The sequence below is a fragment of the Frankia sp. CcWB2 genome, assembly GCF_977927585.1.
Genome location: NZ_CDWRCM010000094.1, coordinates 1 through 16,269, shown reverse-complemented (window position 1 = coordinate 16,269; position 16,269 = coordinate 1). Strand labels below are relative to the sequence as shown.

Here is a 16,269-nt window from a genome sequence, read left to right as displayed (position 1 = left end):
TCGCAGCACGACACCAATAGACGATCATGAGAGGGCCAGTTCGATCACAAGATCAGCGACAGATCCGGCGTAGTAGCAGGACCACTGCGGGACCGCCCGGCGCGGTAGGGTCAACGGCCTGCGGCCGGTCGGCGACGATGCGCTGGTAGGCCGGGGACGAGGAGACAGACAGCCAGTGGCAGGAAGCGCGTCATGACGGAGCGGTCGTCGGACATCCGCGGAGTCGAGCCGGCCGCGCTGTCCGTCCCACCCGGGGACGTCCCACCCGGGGACAGGCCGCACCACCCTGGTCAGCCGACCCTCGATCCGGCGATTGCCGTCCCCGCAGCCGGTGAGCCGGCTCCGCCCGGGCGGAGCCCGGGCCGGGCGTTCGGTGCTCGTCCGGCAGCCGTCGCTGGCCTGATCTGCGCGGCGGCGATGGCGCTCGCCGGCTTCCCGCTCGGCCTGCTCTGGGCCGCGACCGCGCCGCACCTGGATCTCGCCGCGGCGTTGGGCGGGCATGAATCGGCGTTCACAGTCCAGAGCGACATCGACGTCCGGTTCGCCCAGATCTGCGCGGTCGCCGGTGTGATCGGCGGTGCCGTGGCGTGCTGGCGGGTCCGGGACGCGGGATGGCCGGTCCCGGTCGGGCTCGCCGCGGGCGGCATCGGCGGCTCGCTGATCGCCGGCTGGATCGGCCACCTGCGGCGCTCGCCCCAGCTGCTGCACGCGCTGCCGAAGGACGCCTCTCCGCTGCTCACCGACCTGGTGGACATGAAGGTCCGCGCGGGCGGGCTCTACTTCGTCATGCCGGTGACCGCCCTGGTCATGCTCCTCGTCGGGCTGTGGGTGACCTCGCGGGCCCGGTCGGACGCCGCCGAGGACAGGCGGGGTCCGACCGCGCCCGGCTACGGGGCTGGGGCTGGGGCTGGGGACTGAGCGTCGATCCCCCCGGACGGGGCGAACGTCCCACGGTTCGGCCCGGGGCCAGTTCGGGTAACGGTCAGTTCGGGCTGGGATCGACTCGGCGCAACTCGCTCGATCCGATGGTGGTGATCTTTTCCAGGAGGCCGATCTCCCGGCGGAGCAGCGCCCGTTCGGCCCGCAGTCGGCTGGCCGCGTCCGGCGCGGCGAGCAGCCCCTGACGTTCGGTGACGTCGGTGACGGCGGCGGCGGCGATCACGTACGAAAGGGCGATCGGGTCGTCGGGGAGGTCCGGCAGCGAGATCTGCACGGTGCCGGTGGCGGCGAGCCGGTCGGCGTAGGTTCGGAGCAGACGCTGGACCGCCGGAACGGTGTCGTCGGTGTCGTCGGTGTCGCCGACGTCCTCCGGCAGGTAATCGACGTCCCCGACGAGGTAGGGCTCGCTGTGCCGGTCCACCGTGCGGATCCGGAACCGGTCACCGCCCACCGTGATGAGCGAGAACCGCCCGTCGGAGTGCTCCTGGACGCGCCGCAGCACGGCGGTGCAGCCCACGTCGTGGATCGCCGGCAGGGCCGGACCCACCTCCCGGCCTCGCCGGATGGCGATCACTCCGAACCGTCGGACCTGGTCAGCGGGCTGCTCGAGCAGTTCCCGCACCAAGATCCGGTACCGTTCCTCGAAGATCTCCAGGGGTAGGACCAGCCCGGGGAGCAGGACCGTCCCAAGCGGGAACAGAGGAAGCCGCTCGCTCAACTGCGGTGCCTTCTTCCTGCCCTGCCCTCTCCGGCCCCGGACGGGACCGGAAGCGGCCGGTGGCGGTCGGGCGAGGACCGCCCGGGGCGGGTCCACGACCAGGAGTCGGACGTTTGTCCCAACTCTGTCCCCCGGTAACCACGGTGTCCATCCAGGAAGGACTGTGATTCTCACCGGGCGCGGGTTCGGGCGCGGGTTCGGGCGGTGGGCTGGGAGCCCGGACGGTGGGCCGCCGGTGTCTGGGGGCCTTCCATCCGGGTTCGTTCGCGGGAGAATAGCCCGGTGTGGGAAACCGAGCCGGAGCTGCTGGTCGTCTTCCACCGGCCGGACCGGGGCTTCTCGACCGGCACGGGTGCCGATCCACTGGCCGAACTGGCCGTCCTCGGCACCGTGACCTCGGCCCTGCGCCCCCGGCTGGCTCTCGTGGCGCTGCCCCCTCGCGGGCGCCGGAGGTGGCTGCCCTGCCCGGGGTGTGCGGGGTCTTCGTCGATCAGGTTCCCCCGGCGCTGCGGGAGTCCCTCACCGCCGCCGAGAGCCTGTTCGTCGACGGCTGGCTGGCGCGGAGGGGTGCCAAGCACCGCGATCCCGCGGGTGGTGAGCCCTGGGACACGCCGGGGTACCTCCCGCCCGACCGGCCACCCGGGGCGCCGCCGGCCGGATGACCCCGCGCGGCGGCTCAGAACACGCGCCGGGGGACCGACCATCTCGCACCGGGGCCCGACGAACGCCAGACCATGTGGAGCCGGTCGCCGACGCGGGCGAGCACCTCCAGATGCCCGTCGAAGTTGCTCTGGATCATCGAGACGGCATCCACCCGGCCCAGCTCCGGCGCGAACGGCCGCGGTCCGCTCCAGACCGGGGATGGCGCGCCGTTGTTCCGGTAGAAGTGGATGAGTCCCCGGCCCGCGGCGGGGACGACCACCTCGAAGTTGCGGGAGCCGTCGGGGAAGGCGCTCTGGATGAGCACCGGATTGCCCGTCACGCCCTCGGCGAAGACGGGGCCGGTGCGCCAGACCGCCCTGTTGTCGCGGGTGAGGTGCACGAGCCGGTTGCCGACCCGGGCGACCGCTTCCAACATCCCGTTGCCGCCGCCCAGCGTGCCGTGGATGAGGCTGACGGCGTCGACGCGCCCGAGGTTCGCGCCGAACAGCTATCGGAGTGCTCCACGGAAATCCGTGGATGTCATGGTTGCGCCACAGGTGCAGGATGCCGACGTCCGCGGCGGGCACGAGTAGTTCGAAGTTGCCCTTGCTGCCCAGCCGGCTCTGCACCAGCGACGGAACGCCCCCCACACCCTGGGCGAGGCGGGTCGGCGGGTGCCAGGCGAAGGCACCGGTGGAGTCCCGCCACAGGAAGTACAGCGCCGAGCCGGCCCGGACGGCGACCTCGAGGGGTCCCGGCCTGGCCAGGGTGCTCTGGATCATGGTGACGGCATCGATCCGGCCGAGCTCCTGGGCCGTCTGCCATGGGGCCATCCAGGGGAAGCCGGCCGCGTCGTTGTCCCGCCAGACGTGGGTCAGCCCGGCGAAGGCCGAGGGGACGACGGCGTCGAAGTTGCTGATCCGGCCGAGCCCCCTGGTCTGGACGAGCGCCGGGTTGCCGCTCACTCCGTGGCCCCAGCCGAGGTGGCTGGGGGTGTAGCGGCACAGCGCGAAACTGTTCGAGCGCATCAGGCAGTCGACGGGCGCGGGCGCGCAGGCGTCGCAGTTGCCGTTTGGGGCGTGGAACGCCCCCCCACCGACCGCCGCAGTCGCACTGGGCGCCCGCGTACTCGTCCGGAGCGCCGAAGATGTGGCCGGTCTCGTGGGTGAAGACCCGGTCGATATTGTCCGGTCCCCAGCCGTCGTTGTCGCAGGACATCACGAGCCGGGGACCACCCACCGAGGAGTACGCGAAGTATCCCAGCGGATACTTGGTGAAGAACGCGCAGTAGGCGGACCGGGTGCCGAGCCGGGCCCGGAGCGCGTCGACGTAGTCGTAGACGCCGTCGAAGCTGGCCGCGTGGCCGAGCCGGCTCATGGTGGGGTCACGCCACAGCGCCTCGAGGTCGGGCGCGTTCGGGTCCGCTGGGACGGGCAGCCGCACGATCTGGATGTCGTAGTGGAAGGTCAGGTCGGCCGCCGGGTTCGTGGTCGCGTACCAGGACAACCCGTTCTGCACCTCGGCCACGATCTTGGTGCGTTCCGCGGCGGTCAGTTGCAGTGCGGTGGTCGGCCCTTCCACGAGGATCAGCCCGACGGCCACCGATCCCTCCAGCGCCGCGCTGGTGGGGGAGGGCGCCTGGGTGGTCTGCGCGGCGGTCCGGGTGTCCGCGGGCGCGGCGGTCGGGCTCTGGGCCTCGGCCCGCCCGTTCGCCCGGGCATGCGGTGTCGTCTGGGCATGCGGGGCCGGCCGGTCCGGATCAGGCGAGCTGCCCCGGGGCGGCGGGATGTCGGTGCAGGGCCGGTCCATGTCCCACGGCCGGCCGTCGCGGGGACGTTCCTGCTTGAGATGCCGGTAGGCGGCGCTGGCCCGCAGACGGAAGGCGTCTAGCCCGAGCGTCTCGGCGCGGCTCAGGCCGGGCGACACCCCGGTGGTCGACACGACGCTGCCGTCCGCGGGGGGGAGGACCGTCGCTGCCAGCCGGGCGGCGGCGCGTTCCGCCGTCGCCGTCGCCGTGGAGATGTCCCGAGGCTGGCCCAGCACGTGGACCCTGCCGTAGCGGTGCAGCGGCTGTCGTTCGTTGGCCAGGGTGGGATCGGTTGGCGAGCCGTCGCTCTCGGCGGTCTGGTCGACCCCGTCATCCGAGGATGCGCCGGTGGCTGCGATCGCCGCGAACGCCGCACGGAGTGCTCGGCCCGTCTCCCCGCCGGCCGAGATGATGAGCGCGTGTTCGTCGGCCGGTACGTCCCCCGCCATACTTGATCATTTTCCTTTCGGTGGGGATGGCTGTGCGGAGTTGTATCGTGTTGCGGCTTTGCTGCGCCGGCTTTTGCGAAAACAAGCGCGCAGAGTGCCGATCTGGTACCTTCGCCTGCTTTGGAGTTGAAATGAAATAACTTGCGCGTTTCGAACCCTCCACAGGCCTGTGACCTGCGATGATGCTCTCGATCACGTATTTGTTACTTCATTACGTCCCCTTTGTCCGAAGGGATTGCGCCAACATAGCCGGCGGCGGGCGTCCATCGGCCGGACAGTGGCGCCACGGATCCACCGACTGGGCAGCGCCCAGTCAGATATCGGCTCCGGCGGCTGCCCGTCACCGGCGGCCGCCGGTGACGGACGACCGCCCGCGTGGCTCGGTGGCTCAGCGGCTCGGCGGCTCAGCGCCGGTCCGGAGCGAACGGTGCCTGCGCCGATGGCACGTCGGGCCACATGGCCCCGACGGCGGGCCGTTCCGGCACGCCCATGGCCTCGGCCACCTTGCGCATGATGGCTTCCACCAGCCGGACAGCCTGCGGGGTCGCGAGGTTCAGCACGATCTCGGCATCCCCCGCCACCTGGAATCGCACTGAAACGTCCGCCATGACGACTGCCCTTTCCTCGCGGCTCGCCAGCACATTGCGGGCGTGTTGCCACCGGTGACGTTACAGGGCTGGGGCGACCGCCCGCGCGGCGCCCGGGCGCGGCACCGGGCACTGGCAGGTTGCTGCGACGAAGCGGGTAGGGTCACGGTGGTGACCTTTCCGTCGGCGACAGTGCGTGACTGTGTGGCCGTGCTTGAGCGTTTCTTCCCCCCGTCCTGGGCCGAGTCCTGGGACGCGGTGGGACTGGCGGTGGGTGATCCGGACGCGCCGGTCTCGGCCGTCCTGTTTGCGGTGGATCCGGCCCCAGAGGTGGCGGCCGAGGCCGCCACGGTGGGAGCTCAGCTGCTCGTCACCCACCACCCGCTGGTCCTGCGGGGAGTGCACGGCGTCGCCGAGACCGGTCCGGGCGGGCGGGTCGTGGCCACCCTGATCCGGGCCGGCGTCGCCCTGTACACCGTGCACACGAACGCCGATGTCGCCGCGCCGGGCGTGAGTGACGCGCTTGCCGACGCCCTGGGGTTGCGCGACGTCGCCCCGCTGCTCGGCCCGGGACTGCTGCCCGGCCCGGCCCCGCTGCCCGCTCCGGCGGACGCCGGGGCCGACGAGGGCGGTGTCGGTGATGAGGGTGGTGCCGGTGATGAGGGCGGTGCCGGCGGGGCGAGCGTGTGCCGGGGCCTCGGCCGGATCGGTGACCTGCCCGCGGCCGAGTCCCTGGAACGGTTCTGTGCCCGGGTCGTCCGGGCGCTGCCGGCGACGGCGGGCGGGGTCCGGGCGACGGGTACCGCGGACCGGCTCGTCCGGCGGATCGCGGTGTGCGGCGGCTCGGGGGGAGAACTGGTCGCCGCCGCCGAGGCCGCGGGAGCGGACGTCCTCGTCACCGCGGACGGCCGGCATCACCACGTCCTCGACGCCGTCGGTGCGCACGGGGTCGTGGTGGTCGACGTCGCCCACTGGGCGAGTGAATGGCCGTGGCTGAGCCAGGCCGCCACCCGCCTGCGCGCCGGTCTGCGGGCGGGGGGACGTACGGTGAGCACGTCGGTATCCGCTATCGTGACCGATCCCTGGCGGGTGCACGTTCCGTCCCGGTAGGCGGTGCCGGCGGCGCGCAGGCCCGGGTCACGCGAGGCCCGGGTCACGGAGGGCGCCGCGTCGGGTCGGGCCTGGTCGCCCCGGCCTGGTCGGCCAGGTGTAGTCGTTCAGGCGTACCAGTGAGGAATCGATGAAGGCCGACCCAGCAGTTCAGCTCCGCCTGCTCGATCTGCAGGCGCTCGACACCGGTATCGACCGGTCGGTGGCCCGCCGACGCGGTCTGCCGGAGCACGCCGTCATCACCGAGCGCACCGCCGCGCTGACCTCGTTGGACGGTGAGGTCGTCGGGGTGCAGACCGAGCTGAGCGACGTCGCGCGTGCCCAGCGCAAGCTGGAGAATGAGATCGACCTCGTGCGGACCCGTTCGGCCCGTGACTCCCAGCGGCTTGATTCCGGCGCCGTCTCAACGCCGCGTGAGCTGGAGAACCTGCAAGCGGAGCTCGCCTCGCTGACCCGCCGTCAGGGCGTGCTCGAGGACGACGCGCTCGAGAAGATGGAGATCGTCGAGGGCTTGGAGAGCCGGCTCTCCGCGTTGTCCCAGCAGCGATCGGCCCTGCAGGCCGAGCTCGACGCGGCGGTGGCCGCGCGGGACAAGGCTTACGCCGAGATCGACGCCGAGGTGGCGCGGCTGCGCCACGACCGCGACGCTCTCGTCCCGGAGCTGCCCGAGGCGCTGGTCGCGCTGTACGAGCGGATCCGGGCGTCCTCCAGCGGAGTGGGCGCCGCGGCCCTGCTGCGCCGCCGCTGCCAGGGTTGTCATCTCGAGCTGTCGGGCGGCGACCTGCGCGCCGTGGCGGCGGCGCCGGCAGATGAGGTGGTGCGCTGCGAGGAGTGCCGGCGCATCCTGGTCCGTACCCCCGAATCGGGGCTGTAGCACCGTCGGCGGGACCGCCCGCCTCGGGGTCAGACGAGGGGAGCATGTAGATGGGCACCGTGCGCAGGCTGGTCATCGAGGCCGACGGCGGGTCGCGGGGCAACCCGGGCCCGGCGGGCTACGGAGCCGTGGTCCGCGACGCCGGCTCGGGGAAGCTGCTGGCCGAGCGCGCGGACTCGATCGGGCGCGCCACGAACAACGTCGCCGAGTACTCCGGGCTGATCGCCGGGCTGCGGGCCGCCGCTGAGATCGCCCCGGACGCCGAGGTGGAGGTTCGGATGGACTCCAAGCTCGTTGTCGAGCAGATGAGCGGCCGGTGGAAGGTCAAGCATCCGGCGATGCGGCCGCTGGTGGTTGAGGCGACGGAACTCGCCGCCCGGTTCCCCGCGGTCCGTTTCCAGTGGGTGCCCCGCGCGCGCAACGCCGACGCCGATCGGCTCGCGAACGAGGCGATGGACGCCGCCGCCGCCGGGCGGGCCTGGGAACCCGCGGTCCCGCAGTCCCCGGACCCGGTCCCGCACCGCGCGCCGACGACAAACCGGCTCTCCGGCTGGATGGCGCCGCCCGCACCACCGACGACGACCGTGTTGCTGCGTCACGGGCAGACCCCGCTCTCGGTGGAGAAGCGGTTCAGCGGGACGGTCGAGGCGGCCCTGACCGACGTCGGGCTCGGCCAGGCCGCGGCCGTGGCGAACCGGCTGCGCGACGAGCCGTTCGATCTCGTCGTCAGTTCGCCGCTGAAGCGGGCCCGGCAGACCGCCGAGGCCCTCGGCCGCGACTATGTCGTCGTCGACGATCTGCGGGAGACCGACTTCGGCGCCTGGGAGGGGCTGACCTTCGCCGAGGTGCGTGAGAAGTTCCCCGACGAGCTCAATGCCTGGCTCGCCGACCCGCACGTCCCGCCGCCCGGCGGGGAGAGCCTGATCGCCACCGTGGCCCGGGTGGCGCGGGTGCGTGACCGGCTGCTCGCCGAGCAGCCGGGCGGGCGGGTCCTCGTCATCTCACACGTCACGCCGATCAAGGGGTTGGCCCAGCTGGCGCTGGCGGCGGAACCGGCCGTGCTCTACCGCCTCCACCTGGATCTGGTGTCGATGACGACCATCGACTGGTACTCCGACGGCCCGGCGGTACTACGCGGGTTCAACGACACCCATCACATGACGGGCCAGACGATCTACGGCGAATAGGGGCAGCTCAGGCGGGTTGAGGCGGGGCCGGCTCCGGCGGAAGATCGTGCTCCTCGAGATAGTAGGCGATGGATGCGTCCCAGACCCATTCCCCCCAGGCGCCGTCGTATGGAATGGTCTCCTCCAGGACGCCGAACTCGTCACGGCGTCTCGAGGCCGTCCACACGTTACCGCGGTCGTCGGCCCAGGCCAGCTCGGTCGGTGCCGTCACCGCGACCCCGAGTTCGTCCGCGACCTTCTGGGCCACGGGGTTGTCGCCCTGCCCGGTCTCGCAGGACAGCAGCCGCACCGGTCGGCCGCGCCAGTTCTCGTCGGCGCGGATGAGCGCGCTGAGCTGCCGGGCGTCGAGCGCGACCTTGCCGACCCGGAATCCCGACGGGTCGCCATGCAGGTCGGCTGTGTAGGTTCCCGGGACCGGCTCGGCGGCCATCGCGGTCCTCCGCATGTCCGTGTCGGACTTCTCGAAGAAGGCGCGTCCATCTCGAGTCGGGAGGCTTTCCCGCCAGATCCTCGTGAGCCGCCACCCCAGCTTCTCCGGTCCGGCCGGCCGATCCTGCTTCCTGGCCGCGTCCATCTCACCGCCGGGCCCGCGGTCGAGCAGCGCGAGCTTGCGTTCCACCGGCGAAGGATCGGTGGACCGCGGGTCCTCTGCCGACCGACGGTCGGCCGGCCACGGGGCACGATCACCCGAGGTGTTCCGTCGATCGAGCGCGTCCAGCTTGGCGTCGATCCTGGAACGTTCCGTCTCCGGCCGCGCCGAGCCTTCAGGGGCCGAGCCTGCGGATGCCAAGCCATCGGATTCGGTGTCGTCGGCGGAAACGGGGGAGTCTGCCTCCGATGATGTGAGCCGGTCGAGCAGCCGCGCCTTCACCTCGGCCTGGCTCGGCCCGGCCCCCGGTCTCCCGGGAGCGGCCGGTGCATCGATGCTCGCATCCGGCCGTTCGATCGACATTGCCACCTACCGTAGCAGTGTCACCACATCATGGCTAGAAACGACCAGTAAGAAGACTTGTCCCCTGATGGATGAGATGTACGTTATGGTAGGCGGCTGGCCTCGTTCCGGAGCCGGTTTCGCGACTCGGACGCGTGGGGGGCGTGGTGGACGGCGCGTTGCGCGCACAGATTGTGAGGTTGGCGCGGGCGTCGCGGAACTTCGGCTTCCTGCTCGACCACGAGCCGCTGCTCGTCCTGTTCGGGGCGAGCGCCGAGTCGTACATCTACCCCGATCCGAACACGTCCCTGATGAAGGCGCGCCAGTTCGGCGAGGCGTTGGCCGAGCGGATGGTTGCCGAGACCGGAACGCGGGCCCGTGGAAACCACCAGGTGGACCGGGTCAACGCGTTGGCCAGGGCCGGTCTGCTGGAGCCTCGCATCAAGCGGGCGTTCGACGCTGTTCGCCGCACGGGCAACGAGGCGGTGCACGGCCATTTCGGTGAGGTCCGGGTGGCGCTCACGATGGTGGGTCACTGCTTCGAGCTGGGGGTGTGGTTCCACCGCTTTCTCACCGGTGACCGGACGGTGTTCGCCTTCGTCCCGCCGGCCGCCCCGGACCCGTCGGCGGCGTCGGCGGCGCCGTCTGCCGCGGAGGCGACCGAGCTACGCCGGCTGCGCGAGGAGCTCGCCGCCTACCGGGATCGCCTGGCTGAGACGGGGCTCCGCCTCGACGGCAGCCATGACCGGCTGGCGGCGGAGCGGACCGCCCGGGCGGAGGCCGAGCAGGCACTCGCCCACGCTCAGGCGGAGATGCAGGCGCTGCATTCCACCGTTGTGGATCTCCATGGGCGGATCTCGACGCTCACGGTGGTCTCTTCCGCGGACCGGTCCGATGCGCAGGTCGGTGGTGCGGTCGAGGGGATGGTGTTCGACGCCGACGCCGACGCGATGTCGGTGCGTGAGGTGCTGTCCCCGCAGACCGGCGTGCGGGTATCCGGGGTGGGCGGCCGTGAGCGGCGGACGACGGCGGACGAGCGTGAGGCGTTCATCCAACGGGCCAGGGTGGCGGCCCGCGAGCCGCGCACGGAGGTCCAGGTCCGGGCCGAGGTCGACCGGCTGCTGTGGGCGGCCGGATGGGTCGTGCAGGACGTCTCCGCGCTGAACCTGTTCGCCGCCGACGGGGTGGCGGTGCGTGAGGAGCGCACGGCCTCCGGTCCGGCCGACTACTTGCTGTACGTCAACCAGGCGCTGGTCGGTGTGATCGAGGCGAAGCGGGAGGGGACGCCGCTCACCCAGGTAGAGAGCCAGTCCGCCCGATACGCGGAGACGTTGACGAAGGAGCAGCGGATGGCCGCCTGGCGTGCCCCGCTGCCGTTCCGGTACGAGACAACGGCGGTGGAGACCCAGTTCACCAACGACCTCGACCCCGCACCGAGAGCCCGGCGGGTCTTCTCCTTCCATCAGCCGGCGACACTGGCCCGATGGATGCGGGAGGCCGACGAGGACCCGGCGTACCCGACCCTGCGGGCCAGGCTCGCCGCGATGCCGGCGGCGTTTCCGCTGGCCACCGGGTCGCTGCGGCCGGCGCAGGTCGACGCGGTGACCGGGCTGGAACGTTCGCTCGCCGCCGGCCGGCCGCGGGCGCTGATCCAGATGGCGACCGGTGCGGGAAAGACGTACGCGGCCGTGACCGCGAGCTGCCGGCTGCTGCGCCACGCGCGGGCCCGCCGCGTCCTGTTCCTGGTGGACCGCAACAACCTGGGCCGGCAGGCGCGCACCGAGTTCTCCGGCTACCCGATCCCGGATGACGGCCGCCGGTTCACCGACCTGTACAACGCCGAGATCCTCGCCGGCTCGGGGATGGCCGACTCCTGGCAGGTGGTTATCTCGACGGTCCAGCGGCTGTACGCGGTGCTGTCGGGCCGCAGCGTGCCGGATGCCGACACCGACGACCCGGACCTCGACGACGGCCCGGCGGAGATGGGCGACGAGGACGCCGAGCCGGCCGCCGTATCCTACAACGCCGACCTGCCGCCGGAGAGTTTCGACCTCATCATCATCGACGAGTGTCACCGTTCCATCTACGGGAAATGGCGGGCGGTGCTGGAGTACTTCGAGGCCTTCCAGGTCGGGCTCACCGCGACTCCGACGAAGCAGACGCTGGGGTACTTCCAGCGGAACCTGGTAAGCGAGTACACCAACCAGCAGGCGGTGGCGGACAAGGTCAACGTCGACTTCGACGTCTACCGCATCCGCACGAAGCATGGCGAGCGGGGCGACACCATCGAGGCCGGCATCACCGTGCCGCGCCGTGACCGGCGGACCCGGGCGCAGCGGTACGAGGAGCTGGACGACGACTTCAGCTACGGCCCGAACCAGCTCGGCCGATCCGTCATCAGCGAGGGAAACCTCGACCTGGTGCTCACGACGTTCCGGGACAGGCTGTTCACCGAGATCTTCCCGGGCCGCACCGAGGTGCCGAAGACGCTGGTGTTCGCCCGCGACGACAACCACGCTGACGAGATCGTCCGCAGGATCCGGGAGGTCTTCAACCGGGGCAACGACTTCGCCGCGAAAATCACCTACTCGGTACGGAACACCGAGGAGCTGCTGGCCTCGTTCCGGAACTCGGCGGAGCTCCGCGTCGTCGTCACCGTCGACATGATCTCCACCGGGACGGATGTGCGTCCGCTGGAATGCCTGCTGTTCCTGCGCAACCCGAAGAGCCCGGTCGCCTTCGAGCAGATGAAGGGGCGCGGCGCGCGGACGATCGACCCGACCGAGTTCCAGAGCGTCACCCCGGACGTGCGCACCAAGGACCGGTTCGTACTGGTCGACGCGATCGGCGTCGTCGACACGAAGCGGGTGGACGCGGCCCCACTGACCCGGCATACCGAACGGCAGATCAGCCTGGAGGCGTTGCTGCGCAAGGCCGGCAGCCTGGAGATCACCGCAGCGGAAACGGCGACACTCGCCTCCCGGCTCGCCCGGCTCAACCAGCAGCTCACCGCCGAGGAACGTACCGAGCTGGAGGCCCTCGCGCAGACGCCGCTGACGTCCGTGATCGGCAGCCTGATCCAGGCCGCCGACCCGGACCGGCTGGCCGACGCCGAGGCCGCCGGCCCGGCCGCTATCCGCGAGCTGGTGAAGGCGGCGGTGCGCCCGCTGGCGGCCGATCCCGCCCTACGCGCCCGCATGCTGGAGATCCGCCGCGCCCACGAGATCACCATCGACGAGGTGAACGCGGACGTCCTGCTCTCCGCCGGGGGCGTCGACCGGACCGAGCTGGCGCGCGATCAGGTCACCTCCTGGCGGGCGTTCCTCCGCGAGCACCACGACGAGATCGCTCTGATCGAGGCGTCCTACGAGCACGGCGGCGGGCCGCGGCCGGTGTACGCCCAGGTGATCGAGCTGGCGGCGCGGATCGCCCGACCACCGTACCTGTGGTCGCCGACTACGCTGTGGCGGCCGTACCGGGTGCTGGGGCTGGCGCCGGAGGAGCCGGAGGTAAATTACGGACCATTGGATCTGATCGGGCTGATCCGCTATGAGCTGGGCGTTGACGTCCAGCCGCGACCCCACCGGACCGTCGTCGAGGAGCGGTTCACCGCCTGGCTCGCCGCGCAGCGGCACGTCGGCGTCACGTTCACCCGCGACCAGACGTGGTGGCTGGAGAAGATCAAGGAGATCGTGGTGAGTGCGGCGGGCTTCGCTGACGGCGACTTGGACGAGTGGCCGTTCACTCAACGCGGCGGAACGGACGGTTTCCTGGCCGCCTTCGGTAATGACCGCGCCAGCACCGTCCTCGGCACCCTCCGCGCCGGCCTCACCGCATGACCGACCTCCCCCCGGCTGGGAATGGGCCTGTCTGGAAGACCTGCTGGCGGTAGAACCCAGAGCCATCACCGACGGGCCTTTTGGGTCGAACCTGGCTTCGCGCCACTACACTTCGTCGGGTGCCAGAGTGATTCGCCTTCAGAACATTGGTGACGGTGCTTTCAACGACAGCGACAAGGCTTATATAGACCTCGATCATTTCGAGGAGTTGCGTGCGCACGAAGTGCACGCGGGTGACCTCGTTGCTGCCTCGCTGGGTGGGGAACTCCCTCGGGCATGTATTGTTCCGGATCTCGGAGTGCCAGCTGTCGTGAAGGCCGATTGTATTCGGGTTCGGCCCCACCCTTCCATCGAACCGAGTTGGCTGCTTCATGCCCTGACCTCACCGCGGTCTCGAAGATATTCGGCGTCCAAGATCAGGGGAGTCGGTCGACCTCGTCTTGGCCTCGGGGAGCTGCGACGTGTACCTCTCCCGGTGCCTCCGTTGGTCGAGCAGCGCCGCATTGTCGCAGTCCTCGAAGGGTCGCTTGAGAGAATCAGGCAAGGCGTAGGCGGGTTGGAACGTACGTTATTGCGAATTGATCATCTGCGAAGTTCGTTGCTGTCGGCGGTGTGCTTCGGCAGGGTTGGTCGGTGGGCCGACGCGCCACGTGTCACATTTCTTCATGATCGAGTGTCGGTAGACGGTGATGTTCCGGGGATTCCACTGGAGTGGCACTGGTGCCGTCTTGGAGAGATCGCCGACGTGGTGGGTGGGGTGACCAAGGACGGCAAGAAGAAATCCGACCCGGACCTTCCTGAGGTTCCGTACCTGCGTGTGGCGAATGTGCAGCGAGGTTATCTGGATCTTGCGAAGATATCGACGATCCGGGTGCCCGCAGCCAAGGCTCGTGCGCTCACTCTTCAGCCGGGCGATGTTCTTCTGAACGAAGGTGGGGACCGCGATAAGCTTGGACGTGGGTGGGTGTGGGACGGACAGATCGACGGGTGTATTCACCAGAACCATGTATTTCGAGTTCGTCTGTATGACGGAATTCTGCATCCGAAGCTGCTCGCTTGGCATGCCAACGAGTTCGGTCAGGGCTGGTGCGAGAAAAATGGTCGGCAGAGCGTCAACCTCGCCTCGATCAGCTTGTCCCAGATCAAGCGGCTTCCCGTTCCGATTCCCCCGGTAGAAGCACAGGCTGATCTGGTCAGCGCAGCCGAAGAATGGCTGAGTGTCCTGGACACCGGCGAGCGTCTGGTGCGTGGAGGTCTCGCGAAGGCTACCGTGCTACGGAAGGCGTTGTTGGCGGAGGCATTCACGGGGCGGCTGGTGGCGCAGGATCCGGCGGATGAGTCGGCGTCGGTGTTGTTGGAGCGGATCCGGGCGGAGCGGGCGGGTGCGGTGAAGGCGCCGAGGCGGCGGCCACGCAAGCTTCCGGCGCAGGAGGGGCAGTCTGCGGCGGCGGTGGGGACCGCGTCCCGGCCGATGGGAGAGTGGGCCTCCGTCGAGGCCGTCGTGTCCGCGCCGATGCTGCCGCTCGACGATGTTGCCATCGATAACGACAAGGATGTGCTGGGGTGAGCGCGAAGGCACGGCAGCTCGTCGCGAAGCTGTGGAACTACTGCGACGTGCTGCGCGATGACGGCGTCTCCACCATCGACTACGTCGAGCAGTTGACCTACCTGCTGTTCCTGAAGATGGCGCACGAGCGGGCTTACCGGAGCTTCAACCCGGACGTAGCCCTGCGGCCAGTCGCGGACCGGTGGCAGAAGCTGCTCGACTACGACGGCGACGACCTGGAGACCGCGTACCGACACACCTTGGAGGATCTCGCCAAGGAGGCGGGCATGCTCGGCGTGATCTTCCGCAAGGCGCAGAACCGCATCCAGGATCCGGCGAAGCTCAAGCGGCTTATCGTCGATCTGATTAAGAAGGAGGAGTGGTCGTCGACCGGTGTCGACGTGAAGGGTGACGCCTATGAGGAGCTGCTGGCCAAGAGCGCCGAGGATATCAAGTCCGGCGCCGGCCAGTACTTCACTCCCCGCGCGCTGACCGCGGCCATGGTCGACTGCCTCCAGCCGGGTCCGGACGACACGGTCTTCGATCCTGCCTGCGGCACCGGCGGCTTCCTGCTGGCCGCCGCCGACTACATCCAGCGCCATCATGGCGCCACGCTGTCGCCGGAGCAGCGCGCCGGCTTCAGCCGCGGAAAGATCCGGGGTATGGAGCTGGTAGACGGCACCGCCCGGCTCGCCGCGATGAACATGCTGCTGCACGGCATCGGCCACCCCAACGGCAACACCCTCATCGACGTCGGGGGCGCGCTCGCCGGCCGGTACGGCGGGAATCCGACGATGATCCTCGCCAACCCGCCGTTCGGCAAGAAGTCCTCAATCACCGTGATCGGTGAGGACGGCCGCGCTGGCCGGGACGATATTGCGTACAGCCGGCAGGACTTCTGGACGACGACCACGAACAAGCAGCTCAACTTCGTCCAGCACATCGCGTCGTCGCTGGACGTGGACGGCCGGGCCGCCGTCGTCGTGCCCGACAACGTGCTGTTCGAGGGCGGGGCGGGGGAAACGGTCCGCCGCCGGCTGCTGGCGGAATACGACGTCCACACCCTGCTGCGGCTGCCCACCGGTATCTTCTACGCCGGCGGGGTCAAGGCGAACGTGCTGTTCTTCGACAGGCGCCGGGCTCGGCCGGGCACGCCGTGGACGGCGACCCTGTGGGTGTACGACCTGCGGGTCGGCCAGCACTTCACGTTGAAGCAGAATCCGCTGCGCCGCGAGCACCTCGGCGACTTCGTCGCCTGCTACCGGCCGGGGGAACCGCGCGGCACCCGCACCGAGTCCGAGCGGTTCCGCCCGTTCGACTACGATGAGCTGGCCGCTCGGGACAAGGCGAACCTCGACATCACCTGGCTGCGCGACCCCAGCCTTGACGACGCCGACAGCCTGCTACCTCCCGACGTCATCGCCCGTGAGATCGTTGAGATCTCCAGGCCGCCCTGGTCGAGTTCTCCGCCATCGTAGACGCCCTCGCGGCCAACCGCTCCGCCGACGCCACCGCTACACCGGACGATGCCGCCTCGTCCGACTGAGACCTTGCGGTGTGAAAGGGCCTGACGCGCCGCGACCCCATCCCGTGGTCCGCGTCGCGGGTTCGACACGGACGTTTAGTCCACCACGTCTGGA

At 70.3% G+C, this 16,269-nt stretch carries 10 protein-coding genes and 2 pseudogenes; 8 read left to right on the top strand and 4 right to left on the bottom strand.

The annotated features are described in order from the left end of the window. Positions 1 to 192: 192 nt before the first annotated feature. Positions 193 to 918, top strand: a complete 726-nt coding sequence (locus ACY45C_RS11760; RefSeq protein WP_462187652.1) for a hypothetical protein — start codon at positions 193 to 195, stop codon at positions 916 to 918. Positions 919 to 982: 64 nt separating this feature from the next. On the opposite strand, the gene ACY45C_RS11755 is transcribed toward ACY45C_RS11760, so the two are convergent. Continuing rightward, complete coding sequence (locus ACY45C_RS11755; RefSeq protein ID WP_462187651.1) at positions 983 to 1,657, bottom strand: LON peptidase substrate-binding domain-containing protein; 675 nt, start codon at positions 1,655 to 1,657, stop codon at positions 983 to 985. 452 nt (positions 1,658 to 2,109) lie between these two features. Between ACY45C_RS11755 and ACY45C_RS11750 the strand changes: the two genes are divergently transcribed. Further along, positions 2,110 to 2,319 carry a hypothetical protein gene (locus tag ACY45C_RS11750; protein ID WP_462187650.1) on the top strand — a complete coding sequence of 70 codons (210 nt, stop codon included), beginning with the start codon at positions 2,110 to 2,112 and terminating at the stop codon, positions 2,317 to 2,319. A gap of 14 nt (positions 2,320 to 2,333) precedes the next feature. On the opposite strand, the pseudogene ACY45C_RS11745 reads toward ACY45C_RS11750, so the two are convergent. Then, positions 2,334 to 4,555 (bottom strand): annotated as a pseudogene (locus tag ACY45C_RS11745) (hypothetical protein). A gap of 404 nt (positions 4,556 to 4,959) precedes the next feature. Then, the gene (locus ACY45C_RS11740; RefSeq protein WP_462187649.1) at positions 4,960 to 5,163 is read right to left on the bottom strand and encodes a hypothetical protein; all 204 of its coding nucleotides are present in this window, start codon (positions 5,161 to 5,163) and stop codon (positions 4,960 to 4,962) included. Positions 5,164 to 5,313: 150 nt separating this feature from the next. Between ACY45C_RS11740 and ACY45C_RS11735 the strand changes: the two genes are divergently transcribed. The 3 genes from ACY45C_RS11735 (at position 5,314) to ACY45C_RS11725 (ending at position 8,313) form a co-directional block, all read left to right on the top strand. Further along, a complete protein-coding gene (locus tag ACY45C_RS11735) occupies positions 5,314 to 6,252 on the top strand; it encodes a Nif3-like dinuclear metal center hexameric protein (protein ID WP_462187648.1) in 939 nt (312 codons plus the stop codon). Positions 6,253 to 6,382: 130 nt separating this feature from the next. After that, positions 6,383 to 7,126, top strand: a complete 744-nt coding sequence (locus ACY45C_RS11730; protein ID WP_462187647.1) for a zinc ribbon domain-containing protein — start codon at positions 6,383 to 6,385, stop codon at positions 7,124 to 7,126. Positions 7,127 to 7,176: 50 nt separating this feature from the next. Continuing rightward, positions 7,177 to 8,313, top strand: coding sequence for a bifunctional RNase H/acid phosphatase (locus ACY45C_RS11725; RefSeq protein WP_462187646.1), 1,137 nt, complete (start codon positions 7,177 to 7,179; stop codon positions 8,311 to 8,313). Positions 8,314 to 8,320: 7 nt separating this feature from the next. Here the strand turns inward: ACY45C_RS11725 and ACY45C_RS11720 are convergent, their stop codons facing one another. Next, the gene (locus tag ACY45C_RS11720) at positions 8,321 to 8,932 is read right to left on the bottom strand and encodes a hypothetical protein (RefSeq protein WP_462187644.1); all 612 of its coding nucleotides are present in this window, start codon (positions 8,930 to 8,932) and stop codon (positions 8,321 to 8,323) included. Between the two features lie 467 nt (positions 8,933 to 9,399). Here ACY45C_RS11720 and ACY45C_RS11715 point away from each other — a divergent pair, with 467 nt between their 5' ends. From ACY45C_RS11715 to ACY45C_RS11705, 3 genes and pseudogenes are all read left to right on the top strand, one after another. Continuing rightward, positions 9,400 to 13,083, top strand: a complete 3,684-nt coding sequence (locus tag ACY45C_RS11715) for a DEAD/DEAH box helicase family protein (RefSeq protein WP_462187643.1) — start codon at positions 9,400 to 9,402, stop codon at positions 13,081 to 13,083. Positions 13,084 to 13,567: 484 nt separating this feature from the next. Continuing rightward, positions 13,568 to 14,650 carry a restriction endonuclease subunit S gene (locus ACY45C_RS11710; protein WP_462187642.1) on the top strand — a complete coding sequence of 361 codons (1,083 nt, stop codon included), beginning with the start codon at positions 13,568 to 13,570 and terminating at the stop codon, positions 14,648 to 14,650. Next, positions 14,647 to 16,175 (top strand): annotated as a pseudogene (locus tag ACY45C_RS11705) (class I SAM-dependent DNA methyltransferase). The gene ACY45C_RS11710 and the pseudogene ACY45C_RS11705 overlap by 4 nt, the downstream one beginning before the upstream one ends. Positions 16,176 to 16,269 lie beyond the last annotated feature (94 nt).